Annotated in this window: 4 protein-coding genes; all 4 read left to right on the top strand. The window is 75.4% G+C overall.

The features are described 5' to 3' along the window. On the top strand, positions 1–1996 hold a 1996-nt coding region (locus tag VF584_20335; GenBank protein ID HEX8212537.1), incomplete at its 5' end, for a condensation domain-containing protein. Positions 1997–2105: 109 nt separating this feature from the next. After that, on the top strand, positions 2106–6239 hold the full coding sequence (locus VF584_20330) for an amino acid adenylation domain-containing protein (protein ID HEX8212536.1): 4134 nt from the start codon (positions 2106–2108) through the stop codon (positions 6237–6239). Positions 6240–6300: 61 nt separating this feature from the next. Beyond that, entirely contained in the window at positions 6301–14268 is a 7968-nt protein-coding gene (locus VF584_20325) for an amino acid adenylation domain-containing protein (protein HEX8212535.1), read from the top strand. Then, positions 14265–16020 (top strand): condensation domain-containing protein (locus tag VF584_20320; protein ID HEX8212534.1); only part of this gene is annotated, 1756 nt, incomplete at its 3' end. The genes VF584_20325 and VF584_20320, both read left to right, overlap by 4 nt.

Genomic DNA, 16020 nt, shown 5'->3' with positions numbered 1-16020 from the left:
CGGGGGGGAGGTGGAGTTCCTGGGACGGCTGGACGACCAGGTGAAGGTGCGCGGCTTCCGCATCGAGCTGGGGGAGGTGGAGGCGGCGCTGGCGCGGCAGGCGGGGGTGAGGGCGGCGGCGGCGGCGGTGCGGGGAGAGGGTGCGGAGCGGCGGCTGGTGGGCTACGTGGTGGCGGAGGCGGGAACGAGGGGAGAGGCGGTGCGCGAGGCCGTGCGGCGCGAGCTGCCGGAGGCCATGGTGCCGCAGGTGGTGATGCTGCTGGAGCGGCTCCCCCTCGCCTCCACCGGCAAGCTGGACCGTGCCGCCCTCCCCCAGCCGGAGGCCGTGCCGGAGCGGGCCGGCGAGGGGCCGCGGTCCGCCGCCGAGGAAGCCATCTGCGCCGCGTGGGCCGAGGTGCTGCGCCGCGGGAGCGTGGGCGTCCACGACAACTTCTTTGAGCTGGGCGGCGACTCCATCCAGGGGATCCAGGTGATCTCCCGGCTGGCGCGGCGGGGGGTGCGCGTCACCGCGCGGCAGCTCTTCCAGCACCAGACGGTGGCGGAGCTGGCGGCGGTCGCGGGGCGGGTGCGCACGGCCGATGCCGAGCAGGGGAGCATCAGCGGGCCCGCTCCCCTCACCCCCATCCAGCGCCGCTTCTTCGACTTCGGCCTGGCCGACCCGCACCACTACAACCAGACGATGCTCCTGGCCGCGCGGGAGCGGCTGGACCCGGAGCGGCTGGAGCGGGCGGTGGCGCGCCTCCTGGACCACCACGACGCGCTGCGGCTGCGCTTCGTGCGCGACGAGGGCGGGTGGCGGCAGGAGGGCACGGAGCCGGGCGGCGAGGTCCCTTTCCAGGTGGTGGAGCTGGCCGCGATCCCCGCGGGGGAGCGGAGCGCCGCGCTGGAAGCGGCCGCCGCCGGGCTGCAGGCCGGGCTGGAGCTGTCCACCAGCCCGCTGGTGCGGGTGGCGCTCTTCGACCTGGGGGCGGACGAGCCCCAGCGCCTCCTCTTCGTGGTCCACCACCTGGTGGTGGACGGCCTGTCGTGGCGCATCCTGCTGGAAGACCTGGAGGCCGCCTACCGCGGCGAGGCGCTGGCGCCCAAGACCACCCCCTTCCGCGAGTGGGGAGAGCGGCTGGCGGAGCACGCCCGCACGGCCCCGCTCCAGGACGAGCTGGGCTTCTGGCTGGCCCAGGGCGCGGGCCGCGCCGCCGGCGCCCTGCCGTGCGACGGCCCCGGAGGGGCAAACACCGTGGGGAGCTCGCAGACGCTGGCGGTGGCGCTGGACGCCGGCGAGACGGACGCACTCCTCCACTCGGTGCCCCACGCCTACCGCACCCAGATCGACGACGTGCTCCTGGCCGCGCTGGTGGAGGCGTTCGCGGAGCTCACCGGCGGGCGGGAGCTGCGGGTGAGCCTCGAAGGGCACGGGCGCGAGCCGCTCTTCGACGACGTGGATCTTTCGCGCAGCGTGGGCTGGTTCACCTCCATCTACCCGGTGAGCCTGTCGCTGGAAGGGGCCGGGGGGCCGGGCGAGGTGCTCAAGGCGGTCAAGGAGCAGCTGCGCCGCATCCCCCAGCGGGGGGTGGGCTTCGGAGTCCTCCGCTACCTGGCCGGCTCCGGCCCGGCCGCGGCGCTGGCGGAGCTCCCCGCCCCCGCGGTGGGCTTCAACTACCTGGGGCGGTTCGACCAGACGTTCGCCGCGGACACGCTGTTCCACCCCGCGCGCGAGTCGCGCGGGCCCTCGCGCAGCCCGCGCGGGGCGCGCGCGCAGGCCATCGAGGTCAACGCGCACGTCACCGACGGCACGCTGCAGGTGGGGTGGACCTTCAGCACCGCGCTCCACCGGCGCTCCACCGTGGAAGCGCTGGCCGCCGCCTACATGGCGCGGCTGCGCGCCCTGATCGATCACTGCCTGTCGCCCGAGGCCGGCGGGGTGACCCCCTCCGACTTCCCGGGCGCACGCGTGGACCAGGCGGAGCTGGACGCCCTGCTGGCCGTGATCGGCGCGTGACGGCGCGGCCCGCCCGCGGGCGGGCCGCGGCAGCCCCGATGCTCGGCCCTTTCGCAACGCGGCGCCCACGGTGGCGCGCGCCGAACCGCTTCGCCACCCGGTACGCCGAATGAACGCCCAACAGATCGAAGATCTCTACGAGCTCTCGCCCACGCAGCAGGGAATCCTCTTCGAGTGCGCCTCGGCGCCCGGGGAGCCCCTCTACTTCGGGCAGCTGTGCCTCACCCTGGACGGGGTGATGGAGAGCGCCGCCTTCCGCGAGGCGTGGGCGCGGCTCTTCGCGCGCCACCCGGTGCTGCGCACCTCCTTCCACTACGACCGGCTGGACAAGCCGGTGCAGGTGGTGCACCGCGCCGCCGAGCCGGAGTGGCACCAGGAAGACTGGTCCGCGCTTCCCCCGGCCGAGCGCGAGGCCCGCCTCGAAGCGTACCTGGCGGCGGACCGCGAGCGCGGCTTCGACTTCGCGCGCGCTCCCCTGGTGCGCTTCGCCCTGTTCCGCACGGGGCCGGCGGAGCACCTCTTCGTGTGGACCACCCACCACCTGATCCTGGACGGGTGGGCCAAGGCGGGGCTGCTGAAGGACGCGCTCTCCGGGTACGAGCTGCTGCGGCGGGGCCAGGCCCCGCAGCCGCGCGCCTCGCGCCCCTTCCGCGACTACATCCTCTGGCTGCAGGGGCAGGAGCTGGGCGGCGCCGAAGCGTACTGGCGCGAGGCACTGCGCGGGTTCACCGCTCCCACGCCGCTCGCGCTGGCCCCGCCCGCCGACCCCGGCGAGGCCGCCGACGCGCCCCCGCGCCGCCTGGTGCTGGCGCTCGAGGAGACGCGCGCGCTCAACGAGCTGGCGCGCCGCTACCAGGTGACCATCAACACGCTGGCCCAGGCCGCCTGGGGGCTCCTGCTGGCCCGCTACGGCGGCACCGACGACGTGGTGTTCGGCGCCACGGTGGCCGGCCGCCCGCCAGAGCTGGAGGGGGTGGAGTCCATGGTGGGGGTGTTCATCAACACCCTTCCCGTGCGGGTGCGTACCCGCGCGGAGACGCGCGTGTGCGACTGGCTGCAGGCGCTGCAGCGCGAGCAGGCGGAGGCCCGCCAGTGGGAGATGACGCCGCTGGCGCGCCTCCAGGGGTGGAGCGAGGTCCCCCGCGGGCAGCCCCTCTTCGAGACGCACCTGGTGTTCGAGAACTACCCCGCCCAGCTCTCCGCCGCGGGGCACGACGACGGGCGGATCGCCCTGCGCGGAACGCGGGGCGTGGAGCGGGCCAACTTCCCCCTGAGCCTGGTGGTGGTGCCCGGCGCCCGGCTGGCGCTCAAGGCCATCTTCGACCCCCGCCGGCTGGGCGCGGAGGGGGTGGACCGCCTCCTCGGCCACTACCGCGCCATCCTGGTGGGGATGGCGGCCGCCCCGGAGCGTGCCCTGGGCGGCCTCCAGCTCCTGCAGCCGCACGAGCTGCGCACCGTGGTGGAGGAGTGGAACGACACCGCGGCGGAGTACCCGGCCGCCTCGCTGCACGGGCTGGTGGAGGCGCAGGTGGAGCGCACGCCCAACGCCGCGGCGGTGGTGTTCGAGGGGGAGCGGCTCGGCTACGCGGAGCTGAACGCGCGGGCCAACCGGCTGGCGCACCACCTCCGCTCGCTGGGCGTGGGGCCCGAGACGCGGGTGGCCGTGTGCGCCGAGCGCTCCGTGGAGCTGGTGGTGGCCCTGCTGGCCGTGCTCAAGGCCGGGGGCGCCTACGTGCCGCTGGACCCCGACTACCCCGCCGAGCGCCTGGCCTTCATGGCCGCCGACTCGGCCGCCCCGCTCCTCCTGGCCCAGCGCCGCCTGGAGGGGCGCCTCGCCGGGACGGGCGCCCCCGTGGTGTGGCTGGAGGATGCGCTGGCGGCGGCGGCGGGGCTGAGCGACGCCAACCCGGGGCTCCCGGTGATGCCGGATCAGCTGGCCTACGTCATCTACACCTCCGGGAGCACCGGCCGGCCCAAGGGGGCCATGAACACGCACCGGGGGATCGCCAACCGGCTCCACTGGATGCAGGGCGCCTACGGGCTGGACGAGTCGGACGCGGTGCTGCAGAAGACGCCCTTTGGCTTCGACGTGTCGGTGTGGGAGTTCTTCTGGCCGCTGATGACCGGTGCGCGCCTGGTGCTGGCGCGCCCCGCGGGGCACCAGGACCCCGCGTACCTGGCGCGGCTGGTGGAGGCGGAGCGGGTGACGACGCTGCACTTCGTCCCCTCCATGCTGCAGATCTTTTTGGAAGAGCCGGGGCTGGAGGGGCGCTGCGCCTCGCTGCGCCGGGTGATCAGCAGCGGCGAGGCGCTTCCGGGGGCGGTCCAGGAGCGCTTCTTCGCGCGGCTGGGGGCGGAGCTGCACAACCTGTACGGCCCCACCGAGGCGGCGGTGGACGTGACGGCGTGGGCGTGCGCGCCCGGCGGCGGGGCGTCGGTGCCCATCGGGCGCCCCATCGCCAACACCCGGGTGCTGGTGCTGGACGGCGCGCTGCGGCCGGTGCCGGTGGGGGTGGCGGGTGAGCTGTACCTGGGCGGCGTGCAGCTGGCGCGCGGCTACCTGGGGCGGCCGGGGCTCACGGCCGATCGCTTCGTGCCCGACCCGGTGGCGGGCGAGCCGGGGGCGCGCCTCTACCGCACGGGAGACCGGGTGAGGTGGCGCGAAGACGGGGCGCTGGAGTACCTGGGGCGCCTGGACGACCAGGTGAAGCTGCGCGGGTTCCGCATCGAGCCCGGCGAGGTGGAGACGGTGCTGGGGGCGCACCCGGCGGTGCAGGCCGCCGCGGTGGTGGTGCGCGAAGACACCCCGGGGGACCGGCGCCTGGTGGCGTACGTGGTCCCCGGCGAGGACGAGGCCCCGGTGCTGGCGCGGCTGGCGCGAGCGCAGCGCGACGGCGCCGACGACGTCGCCTGGCACGAGCTCGCCAACGGCCTCACCGTGGCCCACCTCAACCGCGGCGAGACGGAGTTCGCCTTCCGCGAGATCTGGGAAGAGCGGAGCTACCTGCGGCACGGCATCGCCCTGCGCGACGGCGACTGCGTCTTCGACGTGGGGGCCAACATCGGCCTCTTCACCCTGCTCGCCGGCCTGGCGCAGCCCCGGGTGAAGGTGTTCGCGTTCGAGCCCATCCCTCCCGTCTTCGAGGTGCTGCGCCAGAACGTGGCGCTCTACGGGGTGGACGCGCGCCTCTTCGACTGCGGCCTCTCCAGCCGCCCCGGCACGGCCGGCTTCGCCTTCTACCCGCGCGTCTCCATCCTCTCCGGGCAGTTCGCCGACGCGGCGGAAGAGCGCGACCTGCTCGGCTCGTACCTCCTGGGCCAGGACCTCTCGCCGCTGGAGGGCGCGGACGACCGCGACGAGCTCCTGGGCCAGCTGGCCGCCTCGCAGCTGGAGACGCAGCGCTTCGAGCGCCCCCTCCGCACCCTGTCGGAGGTGATCCGGGCGGAGGGGGTGGAGCGCATCGACCTCCTCAAGGTGGACGTGGAGAAGGCCGAGGAAGAGGTGCTGGCGGGGATCGACGCGGACGACTGGCGGCGCATCCGGCAGGTGGTGGTGGAGGTGGACGAGCGGAAGGGGAGGCTGGAGCGGATCACGGCGCTCCTGCGCGCGCACGGCTTCGAGGTGGCGGTGGAGCGAGAGACGCTGCTGGAGCGGACGACGCTCTCCAACGTGTACGCGTGGCGCCCCGGCGGGCGCCCCGCGGCATCCGCCGCCCCGGCCCCCCTGGACGCCCTGGGGTTCTGCACCCCGCGGCAGCTCACCGGCGAGCTGCGCCGCTCCCTGGCCACCAGGCTCCCGGAGCACATGGTGCCCGCCGGCTGGGTGGTGCTGAGCCGGCTCCCCCTTTCGCCCAACGGCAAGGTGGACCGCCGCGCCCTCCCCGCCCCCGAGGCGGCGGGGAGCGCTCCCCGCGAAGCGTACGTGGCCCCGCAGACGGGGGCGGAGCGCACCCTCGCCGAGATCTGGCAGGGGGTGCTGGGGGTGGAGCGGGTGGGGGCCGACGACAACTTCTTCGACCTGGGGGGCAACTCCCTCCTCCTGCTGCAGGTGTTCGGGCGGCTGCGCAAGGCGCACCCCGGCGAGATCTCCGTGGTGGAGCTCTTCCAGCACCCCACCATCCGCACGCTGGCGGCACGGCTGAACCGGGAGGGCGGCGCCGAGGAGCGCCCCGAAGCGCTGGATGCCGGCCGGGAGCGCGGCCGCTCCCGCCGCGACGCCATGCGGATGCGGCAGCGCGGATGAGGGGCTCTCGCGCGGCGCCGTTCAGAACCAGAATCCTATCTGATCCGAGAGGTTACACCCGATGAGCAGTGAACAGGGAGCGGAGTTCGACGCGGACATCGCCGTAGTGGGGCTGGCGGGGCGTTTCCCGGGCGCCCGCACCGCGGCCGAGTTCTGGCGCAACCTAGCGGGCGGGGTGGAGTCGGTGACGTTCTTCACCGACGACGAGCTGCGCGAGGCCGGCGTGCCGCCCGAGGCGCTCGGCGACCCGCAGTACGTCCGCGCGCGGGCGGTGCTCGACGAGGTGGACCGGTTCGACGCCGGCTTCTTCGGCTACCGCCCCGCGGAGGCCCGCATCATGGACCCCCAGCAGCGCATCTTCCTGGAGTGCGCGTGGGAGGCGCTGGAAGACGCGGGGTACGACCCGCGCCGGTACGACGGGGCGGTGGGGGTGTTCGGCGGGTGCAACTTCAACTCCTACTTCATGCAGGCCCACACGGACCCCGAGTTCCACGGGGCGCTGGGGGGGTGGCAGGCGATGATGGGGGTGGACAAGGACTACCTCACCACCCGCGTGTCGTACAAGCTCAACCTTCGCGGCCCCAGCGCGGCCGTGCAGACGGCCTGCTCCACCTCGCTGGTGGCGGTGCACGTGGCCTGCCAGAGCCTGCTGAACGGCGAATGCGACATGGCGCTGGCGGGCGGGGTGGGGATCATCGTCCCGCAGACGGCCGGCTACCGCTACCAGGAGGGGGGAATCCGCTCCCCGGACGGCCACTGCCGCCCCTTCGACGCCCGCGCCCAGGGAACGGTGAGCGGATCGGGGGTGGGGATCGTGGTGCTCAAGCGGCTGAGCGCGGCGCTCCGCGACCGCGACCACGTGTACGCGGTGGTGCGGGGGTCGGCCATCAACAACGACGGCTCCCTCAAGGTGAGCTTCACGGCCCCCAGCGTGGAGGGGCAGACGCAGGTGCTCACCGAGGCGCTCTCGCTGGCCGGCGTGGACCCGGGCGAGCTCTCGCTGATCGAGGGGCACGGCACGGGCACGCCGCTGGGCGACCCCATCGAGGTGGCCGCCCTCACCCGCGTCTTCCGCACCACGACCCGGGAGCGGGGCTTCTGCGCCCTGGGCTCCGTGAAGGGCAACATCGGCCACCTCAACGCCGCCGCGGGAGTGGCCGGGCTGATCAAGGCGGTGCTGGCGCTCAAGCACCGCACCATCCCGCCCAGCCTCCACTTCCAGAGCCCCAACCCCGACACCAGGCTGGAGGAGAGCCCCTTCTACGTTCCCACGCATGCACGCCCGTGGGAACGCGGCGACGGCCCCCGTCGCGCGGGGGTCAGCTCGCTGGGGATCGGCGGCACCAACGCGCACGTGGTGCTCCAGGAGGCGCCCGAGCCCGCCGCCTCCGGCCCCGCCCGCCCCTGGCAGCTCCTGGTGCAGTCGGCCAACTCGCCGGCCGCGCTGGAGCGGGCGGGGGCCAACCTGGCGCGCCACCTCCGCGAGCACCCGGGCACCTCGCTGGCGGATGCGGCCTACACCCTTCAGGTGGGGCGCGCGGAGCTTCCGCACCGGCGGGTGGTGGTGTGCCGCGACGCGGCCGGGGCGCAGGCCGGGCTGGAGGGCGCCGCCCCGGAGCGCGCCTTCACCGGCCAGGCGCGGGGAGACCGCCCGGTGGCCTTCCTGTTCCCGGGCCAGGGAGCGCAGCAGGTGGGGATGGGGGCCGAGCTGTACCACACCGAACCGGTGTTCCGGGAGCACGTGGACCGTTGCGCCGCCCTCCTGGCCCCGCAGCTGGGCTTCGACCTGCGCGCGGTGCTCTACCCGCCCGCGGGGGGCGAGGCCGCGGCGGCCGAGCGGATGGGGGAAACCGCGGTGACGCAGCCCGCCCTCTTCGTGGTGGAGTCCGCCCTGGCCCGGCTGTGGATGGCGTGGGGGGTGCGCCCGCAGGCGCTGATCGGGCACAGCGTGGGGGAGTACACCGCCGCCTGGCTGGCGGAGGTGTTCACCCTGGAAGACGCGCTGGCGCTGGTTGCGGCCCGCGGAAGGCTGATGGGGGAGCTCCCCGCCGGGTCCATGCTCGCCGTGCCCCTGCCGCGGGCGGAGGTGGAGCCGCTCCTGGGCGCCGAGCTCGCGCTGGCCGCCGTCAACGCCCCCCGCGCCTGCGTGGTGTCCGGGCCCACCCCCGCGGTGGAGGCGCTGCGCGCACGGCTGGAGGGGGAGGGGACGGCGTGCCGCCTCCTGCGCACCTCGCACGCCTTCCATTCGGCGATGATGGACCCGGCGCTCCCGGCCTTTCGGCGGCGGGTGGCCGAGGCCCGGCCGCGCCCCCCGCGCATCCCCTTCGTCTCCAACCTCACCGGCCGCTGGATCACCGAGGCCGAAGCGGTGGACCCGGCGTACTGGACCGGCCACCTGCGCCACACCGTCCTCTTCTCAGACGGGGTCGCGGAGCTCCTCAAGGAGCCGAGCTGGGCGCTGCTGGAGGTGGGCCCCGGCGAGTCGCTGGGGAAGATGGCCCGGCGCCATGGCGCCTCCGCGGCCGGCCGCCCCATCCTGGCCTCCTTCCCGCCGGAGGGGGGCGCGGAGCCCGAAGCCGCGCACGTCGCCGCCACCCTGGGCCGCCTGTGGGCGGCGGGCGTGCCGGTGGACTGGGCCGCCTACCACGCCGGAGCGCCGCGCTCGCGCGTGCCGCTCCCCACCTATCCGTTCGAGCGGCAGAGCTACTGGCTCGGCGGCCGGGGCGCGGCGGCGCGCCCCGCGCTCCCGGCCGCGCCCGCCGCCCAGCCGTCCGCCAATCCCCAGGAAACGAACCATGCAGAGGAGAGCCGTATGAACGACCAGCAGGGGACGGGGACGCAGAGCGAGGCGCGCGCGGACGGGATCCGGCGGCAGCTGGCGGAGATGCTGGGGAAGCTGTTCGGCTTCGAGCCCGCGGAGGCGGACACCTCCGCCACCTTCCTGGAGCTGGGTGCCGACTCCCTCCTGCTGATGCAGGCGAGCCGGGTGATGGAAGACCGCTTCGGGATGGCGATCCCCTTCCGCGTGCTGATGGGCGAGCTGTCGTCCATCGACCGGCTGGCCGCGCACCTGGACGCGCAGCTCCCGCCGGACCCCGAGCCCGTACGGGCCCCGCCCGCCCTCCCCGTGGCCGCCCTCCCCGCGCCCGCCCTCTCCGCGCCCGCCACCCACGTGGCCGCCGCACCGGAGGCGGCGGCGTCCGCCGTGGAGCGCGTGGTGATGCAGCAGCTGGAGGTGATGGCGCGCCAGCTGGAGCTGATCCGCGGCGGCGCGCCCGCCCCTCTTCCGGCGGCTCCCGCCTCCGCCGCGCCCGCCCCTCTCCCGGCGGCCCCCGCCTCCGCGGCGCCCGCCCCTCTCCCCCCCGCCCCCGCCCCGGCGGCGCGCGCGGAGGAGCCGGAGGCGTTCGGCCCCTTTCGCCCGGTAAAGGCCGGCGCGGCGGACGAGCTGGGCCCCACCCAGAGGGAGTACCTGGACGGGCTGGTGGCGCGCTACAACGCGCGCACCGCCGGCTCCAAGGAGCTCACCCAGACGCACCGGCTCGTGCTGGCGGACCCCCGCACCCCCGCGGGCTTCCGCCCCGTGTGGAAGGACCTGGTGTACCCCATCGTGGGGCAGCGCTCCGCCGGCACGCGCCTGTGGGACGTGGACGGCAACGAGTACGTGGACTTCACCATGGGCTTCGGGGTGCACCTCCTCGGCCACTCGCCGCCGCCGGTGACCGAGGCGCTGCGGGCGCAGCTCGACCGCGGGATCCAGATCGGCCCGCAGAGCGAGCGCGCCGGGCGGGTGGCCGAGCTGGTGAGCGAGTTCACGGGGATGGAGCGGGTAGCCTTCTGCAACAGCGGCACCGAGGCGGTGATGGCGGCCCTCCGCCTGGCGCGCACCGCCACCGGGCGCACCCGCGTGGCCATGTTCGCCGGCTCGTACCACGGCACCTTCGACGGGGTACTGGCCCGCCCGCGCGTGCACGCCGGGGGCCGCGAGGCGGTGCCCGTGGCGCCGGGGACCCCCGCCGGGATGGTGGGCGACCTCCTGGTGCTGGACTACGGCACGCCCGAGGCGCTGGAGGCGATCCGCGCCCACGGGCACGAGCTGGCGGCGGTGCTGGTGGAGCCCGTGCAGAGCCGCCGCCCGGACTTCCAGCCGCGGGAGTTCCTCCACGAGCTGCGCCGCATCACCGCCGAGTCCGGCACCGCGCTCGTGTTCGACGAGGTCATCTCCGGCTTCCGCATGCACCCCGCCGGCGCGCAGGGGTGGTTCGGGGTGCGCGCGGACCTGGCGGCGTACGGCAAGGTGCTGGGCGCCGGGCTCCCCATCGGGGTGGTAGCCGGGAGCCCGGCCTACCTGGACGGCGTGGACGGCGGCTTCTGGTCGTACGGCGACCGCTCGCAGCCGGTAGGGGTGCAGACGGTGTTCGCCGGCACCTTTTCCAAGAACCCGCTGGCCATGGCCGCCGCCGAGGCCGTGCTGGAGCACCTGAAGAGCCAGGGGCCCTCGCTGCAGGAAGGGCTCAGCCGCCACACCGCGGCGCTGGTGGCCGAGCTGGAGGATCTCTTCCGCGAGGAGGAGGTGCCGTTCGCGCTGCCGCGCTTCGGCTCGCTCTTCCGCTTCCAGCGCCCCGGCCGCGAGCGCTGGCTGGACCTGCTCTTCTACCACATGGTGGAGAAGGGCGTGTACATCTGGGAGGGCCGGGCCTGCTTCGTCTCCACCGCCCACACCGCGGACGACAGCCGGCGCTTCGTGCAGGCCGCGGCCGAGAGCATCCAGCAGATGCGGCGCGGCGGCTTCCTTCCGCCGCGCACGCGCCGCTCCGGCTTCCTGCGGGTGGAGGAGAAGGAGCCCGCGCCCAGGTCGTTCCCCCTTACCCGGCCCCAGGAGGCGATCTGGGCGCACACCCGCCTGGGCGGGGGGGCGTCGCTCGCCTACAACGAGTCCACGGCCGTGCACCTGCGCGGGCCGCTGGACGCGGAGGCGATGCGGCGCGCCGTGCAGGGGGTAGTGGACCGCCACGAGGCGCTGCGCACCACCTTCGCCGCCGACGGGAGCACGCAGACGGTGGCCCCCCGCGTGACGGCCGAGCTGCGCGTGGCCGACATCGGCGAGGCGTACGCGGAGCGCGGCGAGGCGGCCGTGGAGGAAGCGCTGGCCGCGGCCGGGCAGGAGCCGCTCGACCTGGTGAACGGGCCTCTCTTCCGCGCCCGCCTCTTCCATCTGGCGGACGAGCACCACCTCCTGGTGCTGGAGCTGCACCACATCGTCGCGGACGGGTACGCGCTCGGCGTGCTCTTCGGCGATCTGCGCGAGCTGTACAGCGCCGCGGTGGAGGGGCGCGCGCACACCCTTCCCCCCGCGCGCCAGTTCAGCGAATACGCGGCGGAGCTGCTGGAGGCCGAGCGGAGCGGCGCCGCCGACCGCGACCGGGCGTACTGGATGGAGCGGCTGGCCGGCGCGGCTCCCCTCCAGCTCCCCATGGCCGCGGCGCGCCCCGCCACGGGAATGGCCGACGCGGAGCGCGCCACCCTGGTGATGGACGCCGGGCTGGGGCGCCGCCTCAAGCGCGCCGCCGCGGCCATGGGGACCACCCTCTACACGGTGCTCTCCTCCGCCTGGCTGGTGGTGCTCCACCGCTGGGCGGACCAGGAGGACGTCACCCTGGGCATCCCCTCCTTCGGGCGGTCGTTCGGGCGCGACGACCGGATGGTGGGGCACTGCGTGGACGTCCTCCCCCTGCGCAGCCGGCTGGAGGGCGACCCCACCTTCGCCGCCTTCACGGCGGGGGTGCACGCCTCGATGATGGAAGCGTACGAGCACCAGGCGTGCACCTACTCCAGCCTGGCCCCCTCGCTGCGCTCCGCTCCCGGCGAGCCCCCGCTGGTCTCGGTGACCTTCAACCTGGAGCCGGGGGGCACCGGGGGGAGCGGCGCGGGCTTCGCCGGGCTGCACGTGAGCCGGGCGGACCGGCCCCACCTCTTCACCAAGTTCGACATGGGGGTGGACGTGGTGGACGCCGGCGGCGAGCTGCGCGTCTCCTGCAAGTACAACCGGCACCTGCTGGACGCCGCGTCGATGGCGCGGGTGCTGGAAAGCTTCCGCACCCTGCTGGAGCGCGCGGCCGACGACGCGGCGCGGCCCCTGTCGCGACTGCCCCTGCTGGAGGGCGCCGAGCGGGAAAAGATGATCCGGGCGGGACGGGGGGTGCGGGGCGCCTGCCCCCAGGCATGCCTCCACACCCTGTTCGAGGAGTGCGCGCGCCGCACGCCGGAGCTGCCCGCGGTGGTGGCGGGCGGGCGGGAGGTGAGCTACGCCGCGCTGGATGCCGCCGCGGACCGCTTCGCCCGCCACCTGCGCGGGCTGGGCGTGGGGCTGGAGGCGCGGGTGGCCCTCTGCCTGGAGCGCTCGCCGGAGCTGGTGGTGGCGATGCTGGGGACCCTCAAGGCCGGCGCCGCGTACGTGCCGCTGGACCCGGACTACCCCGCCGAGCGCCTCGCCTTCCTGCTGCGCGACTCCGGCGCCGGCGTGGTGGCCACCACGGGCGCGCTGGCCGGGCGCCTCCCCGCCGGCGCCGCCCGGGTGGTGCGGATGGACGAGCCCCTCCCCGCGGACGGGGCTGGGGGAGAGCCCGTGCCGGTGGGGCCGGACCACCTGGCCTACGTCACCTACACCTCGGGGAGCACCGGCACACCCAAGGGCGTGGCCGTGGCGCACCGCGGCGTGGTCAACCTGGTCGCCGAATTCCAGCGGATGCAGCCGGTGGAGCCCGGCGACGCGTGCGCGGCGTGGTCCAGCATCGGCTTCGACGTGTCCGTCTACGAGATTTTCACTGCGCTCTGCTTCGGCGGCACCCTTCACCTTGCCGCGGGCGACGCGCGGGAGCTGGCGCCGCGCCTCCCCCGGTGGCTGGGCGAAGCCGGGATCCGGAGCGCGTACGTGGCCCCGGCCATGGTGGACGACCTGGCCGCCTACGTGGCCGCCCACCCCGGGGCGCTCTCGCTGCGCCGCCTCCTGGTGGGGGTGGAGCCGCTCCGCGAGACGGTGCTGGCCGCGATCGCGCGCGGGGTGGAGGGGCTGGTGATCGTGAACGCCTACGGCCCCACCGAGACTTCGGTCGTCGCCACCCTCTACCCCCTCCCCGCGGGCGACCGGCCGGAGCGCCGGACCCCCATCGGCCGCCCCGTGCAGAACACGAGCGTGTACGTGCTGGACGCGGCGCTGAATCCCGTGCCCGTGAACGCCCCCGGCGAGCTGTACGTGGGCGGCGCCGGGGTGGCGCGCGGGTACCTGGGGAGGGCGGGGCTCACCGCCGGCCGCTTCGTGCCCGACCCATACGGCGGCGAGCCGGGGGCGCGCATGTACCGCACCGGCGACCGCGTGCGCTGGCTCCCGGAAGGGGGGCTGGAGTTCATCGGCCGCGCCGACCACCAGGTGAAGGTGCGCGGCTTCCGCGTGGAGATGGGAGAGGTGGAGGCCGCGCTGGCGCGCCACCCGGAGGTGAGAGAGGCGGCCGTGGCGGTGCACGGCGAGGGCGCCGGGCGGCGGCTGGTGGCGTACGCCGTTCCGCGCCCGGGGGCGGCCCCCGCCCCCGCCGCGCTGCGCGACGCGCTGCGGCGGGTGCTCCCCGAGCACATGCTCCCCTCCACCTGCGTGCTCCTGGACGAGATGCCCAGGACCCCCGGCGGCAAGGTGGACCGCCGGGCCCTCCCCGCCCCCTCCTTCGCCGCGGCGAAGGAGGAGTACGCCGCGCCCCGCACCCCCACCGAGGAGGTGCTGGCCGCGATCTGGGCCTCGGTGCTGGGGGCGGAGCGGGTGGGGATCCGCGACAGCTTCTTCGAGCTGGGGGGGCACTCCCTGCTGGCGGCGCGCATCCTGGCGCGGGTGGGGGAGGAGTTCGGCGTGGAGCCGGGGATGGCCGCTCTGTTCACCGGCCCCACGGTGGCCGAGCTGGCGGGGGAGGTGGAGGCGCGGCTGATCGCGCTGGTGGAGGGGCTTCCCGAAGAGGAAGCCGAGCGCCTGCTGCAGGTGCAGTCGTGAGCCCCGCGAGCGGAGCCGCCGCCCCCCTTTCCGATGCGAAGCGCGCCCTCCTGGAGCGGCTGCTGCGCGGGCAGGGGGCCGGGGCGGATGCGCCGCGAGGGATCCCGCGCCGCGCCGGGGGCGGCGCGGCCCCCCTGTCGCCGGCGCAGGGGCGCCTCTGGCTGGCGCAGCGCATGGACGCGGACAGCGGCGTGGACACCCTCTTCTGGGCGCTGCGCATCGCCGGGCCGCTGGACGACCACGCGCTGGAGCGGGCGCTGGGCGAGGTGGTGCGCCGGCACGACATCCTCCGCGCCACCTTCCACCTGGAGGGCGACGCACCCGTGCAGCGGGTGGCGCCCGCCGGGGCGTACGCGCTTCCGCGCGCCGACCTTTCCGGGCTTCCCCCCGCCGAGCGCGAGGCCGAGCTTCAGCTGCGGGTGAGGCGCGAGGCCGCGCACACTCCAGATCTGGAGCGCGACCCCCTGTTCCGCGCGCAGCTGCTGCGCATGGCGGAGGGGGAGCACGTCCTCTTCCTCTCCATGCACCACCTGATCAGCGACGGGTGGAGCCTGGGGGTGCTCTTCCGCGAGATGGACGCCCTCTACCGGGCCTTCGAGCGGGGCGAGCCGTCGCCGCTGGAGGAGCTCCCCATCCAGTACGCGGACTTCGCCGCCTGGCAGCACGAGCGGCTGGCCGGGGCGGGGATGGCGGAGCAGGTGGAGTACTGGAGCCGGCAGCTGGCCGGCGCGCCCTCGCTTCTGGAGCTTCCCACGGACTTCTCGCGCCCCGCCGTGCAGGGGCTGCGGGTGGGCACCCACCGCTTCCGCCTCCCCGCCGCGCTGGCGGACGGGGTGGGGGCGCTGGCCCGCGCCGAGAACGCCACGCCCTACATGGTGCTGCTGGCGGCGTTCAAGCTGCTCCTCTCGCGCTACGCGCTTCAGGACGACGTGGTGGTGGGCACCTCCGTGTCCGGGCGCTCGCGGCGCGAGGTGGAGGGGCTGATCGGCTTCTTCGTCAACACGGTGGCGCTGCGCACCGACCTGGGCGGCGATCCCTCCTTCCGCGGGCTCCTGCGGCGCGTGCGGCAGACGGTGCTGGACGGGCAGACGCACCAGGACCTCCCCTTCGAGCGGGTGGTGGAGGCGGTGCGTCCCGAGCGCACCCTCAGCCACAACCCCCTGTTCCAGGCGTACTTCGTCCTCCAGAACACCCCCTCGGAGGGGCCGCGGCTGGGCGGGCTGGAGCTGAGCATGGTGCACGGGGGGACCGGGGCGGGGCGCTTCGACCTCACCCTTTCCGCCACGGAGCGCGGCGACGGGGTGCACTGCAACCTGGTGTACCGCACCGACCTGTTCACGCCCGCCTCGGTGGAGCGGATGGCGGAGCACTACACCGGCCTTCTGCAGGCGGCGCTCGCCGCGGCCGACGAGCCCCTCTCCCGCCTTTCGCCCCTCAGTGACGAGGAGCGCGAGCGGGTGCTGGAGTGGGGGACGGTGCGCGCGCGGATGGGGGCCGGGCGGTGCCTCCACCACCGCTTCGAGGAGCAGGCGGCCCGCACGCCGGCGGCCGTGGCCGTCACCTGCGAGGGCGAGTCGCTGAGCTACGCCGGGCTGGACGCGCGCGCGGAGCGCATCGCCCGCCACCTGCGCGGGCTGGGGGTGGGGCCCGAGGTGCGGGTGGCGCTCTTCCTGGAGCGCTCGGTGGAGATGGTGGCGGCGGTGCTGGGCGTGCTCAAGGCCGGCGGGTGCTACGTGCCGCTGGACCCGGTGT

This window comes from Longimicrobium sp. (assembly GCA_036389135.1).
Taxonomy (GTDB): Bacteria; Gemmatimonadota; Gemmatimonadetes; order Longimicrobiales; family Longimicrobiaceae; genus Longimicrobium.
Note: the sequence above shows the minus strand (reverse complement) of the source record. Positions and strands in the feature narration are given on the sequence as shown.

Coding starts and splice junctions, on each gene's coding strand:
- VF584_20330 (HEX8212536.1), top strand. CDS start 2,106: ATGAACGCCCAACAGATCGAAGATCTCTACGAGCTCTCGCCCACGCAG.
- VF584_20325 (HEX8212535.1), top strand. CDS start 6,301: ATGAGCAGTGAACAGGGAGCGGAGTTCGACGCGGACATCGCCGTAGTG.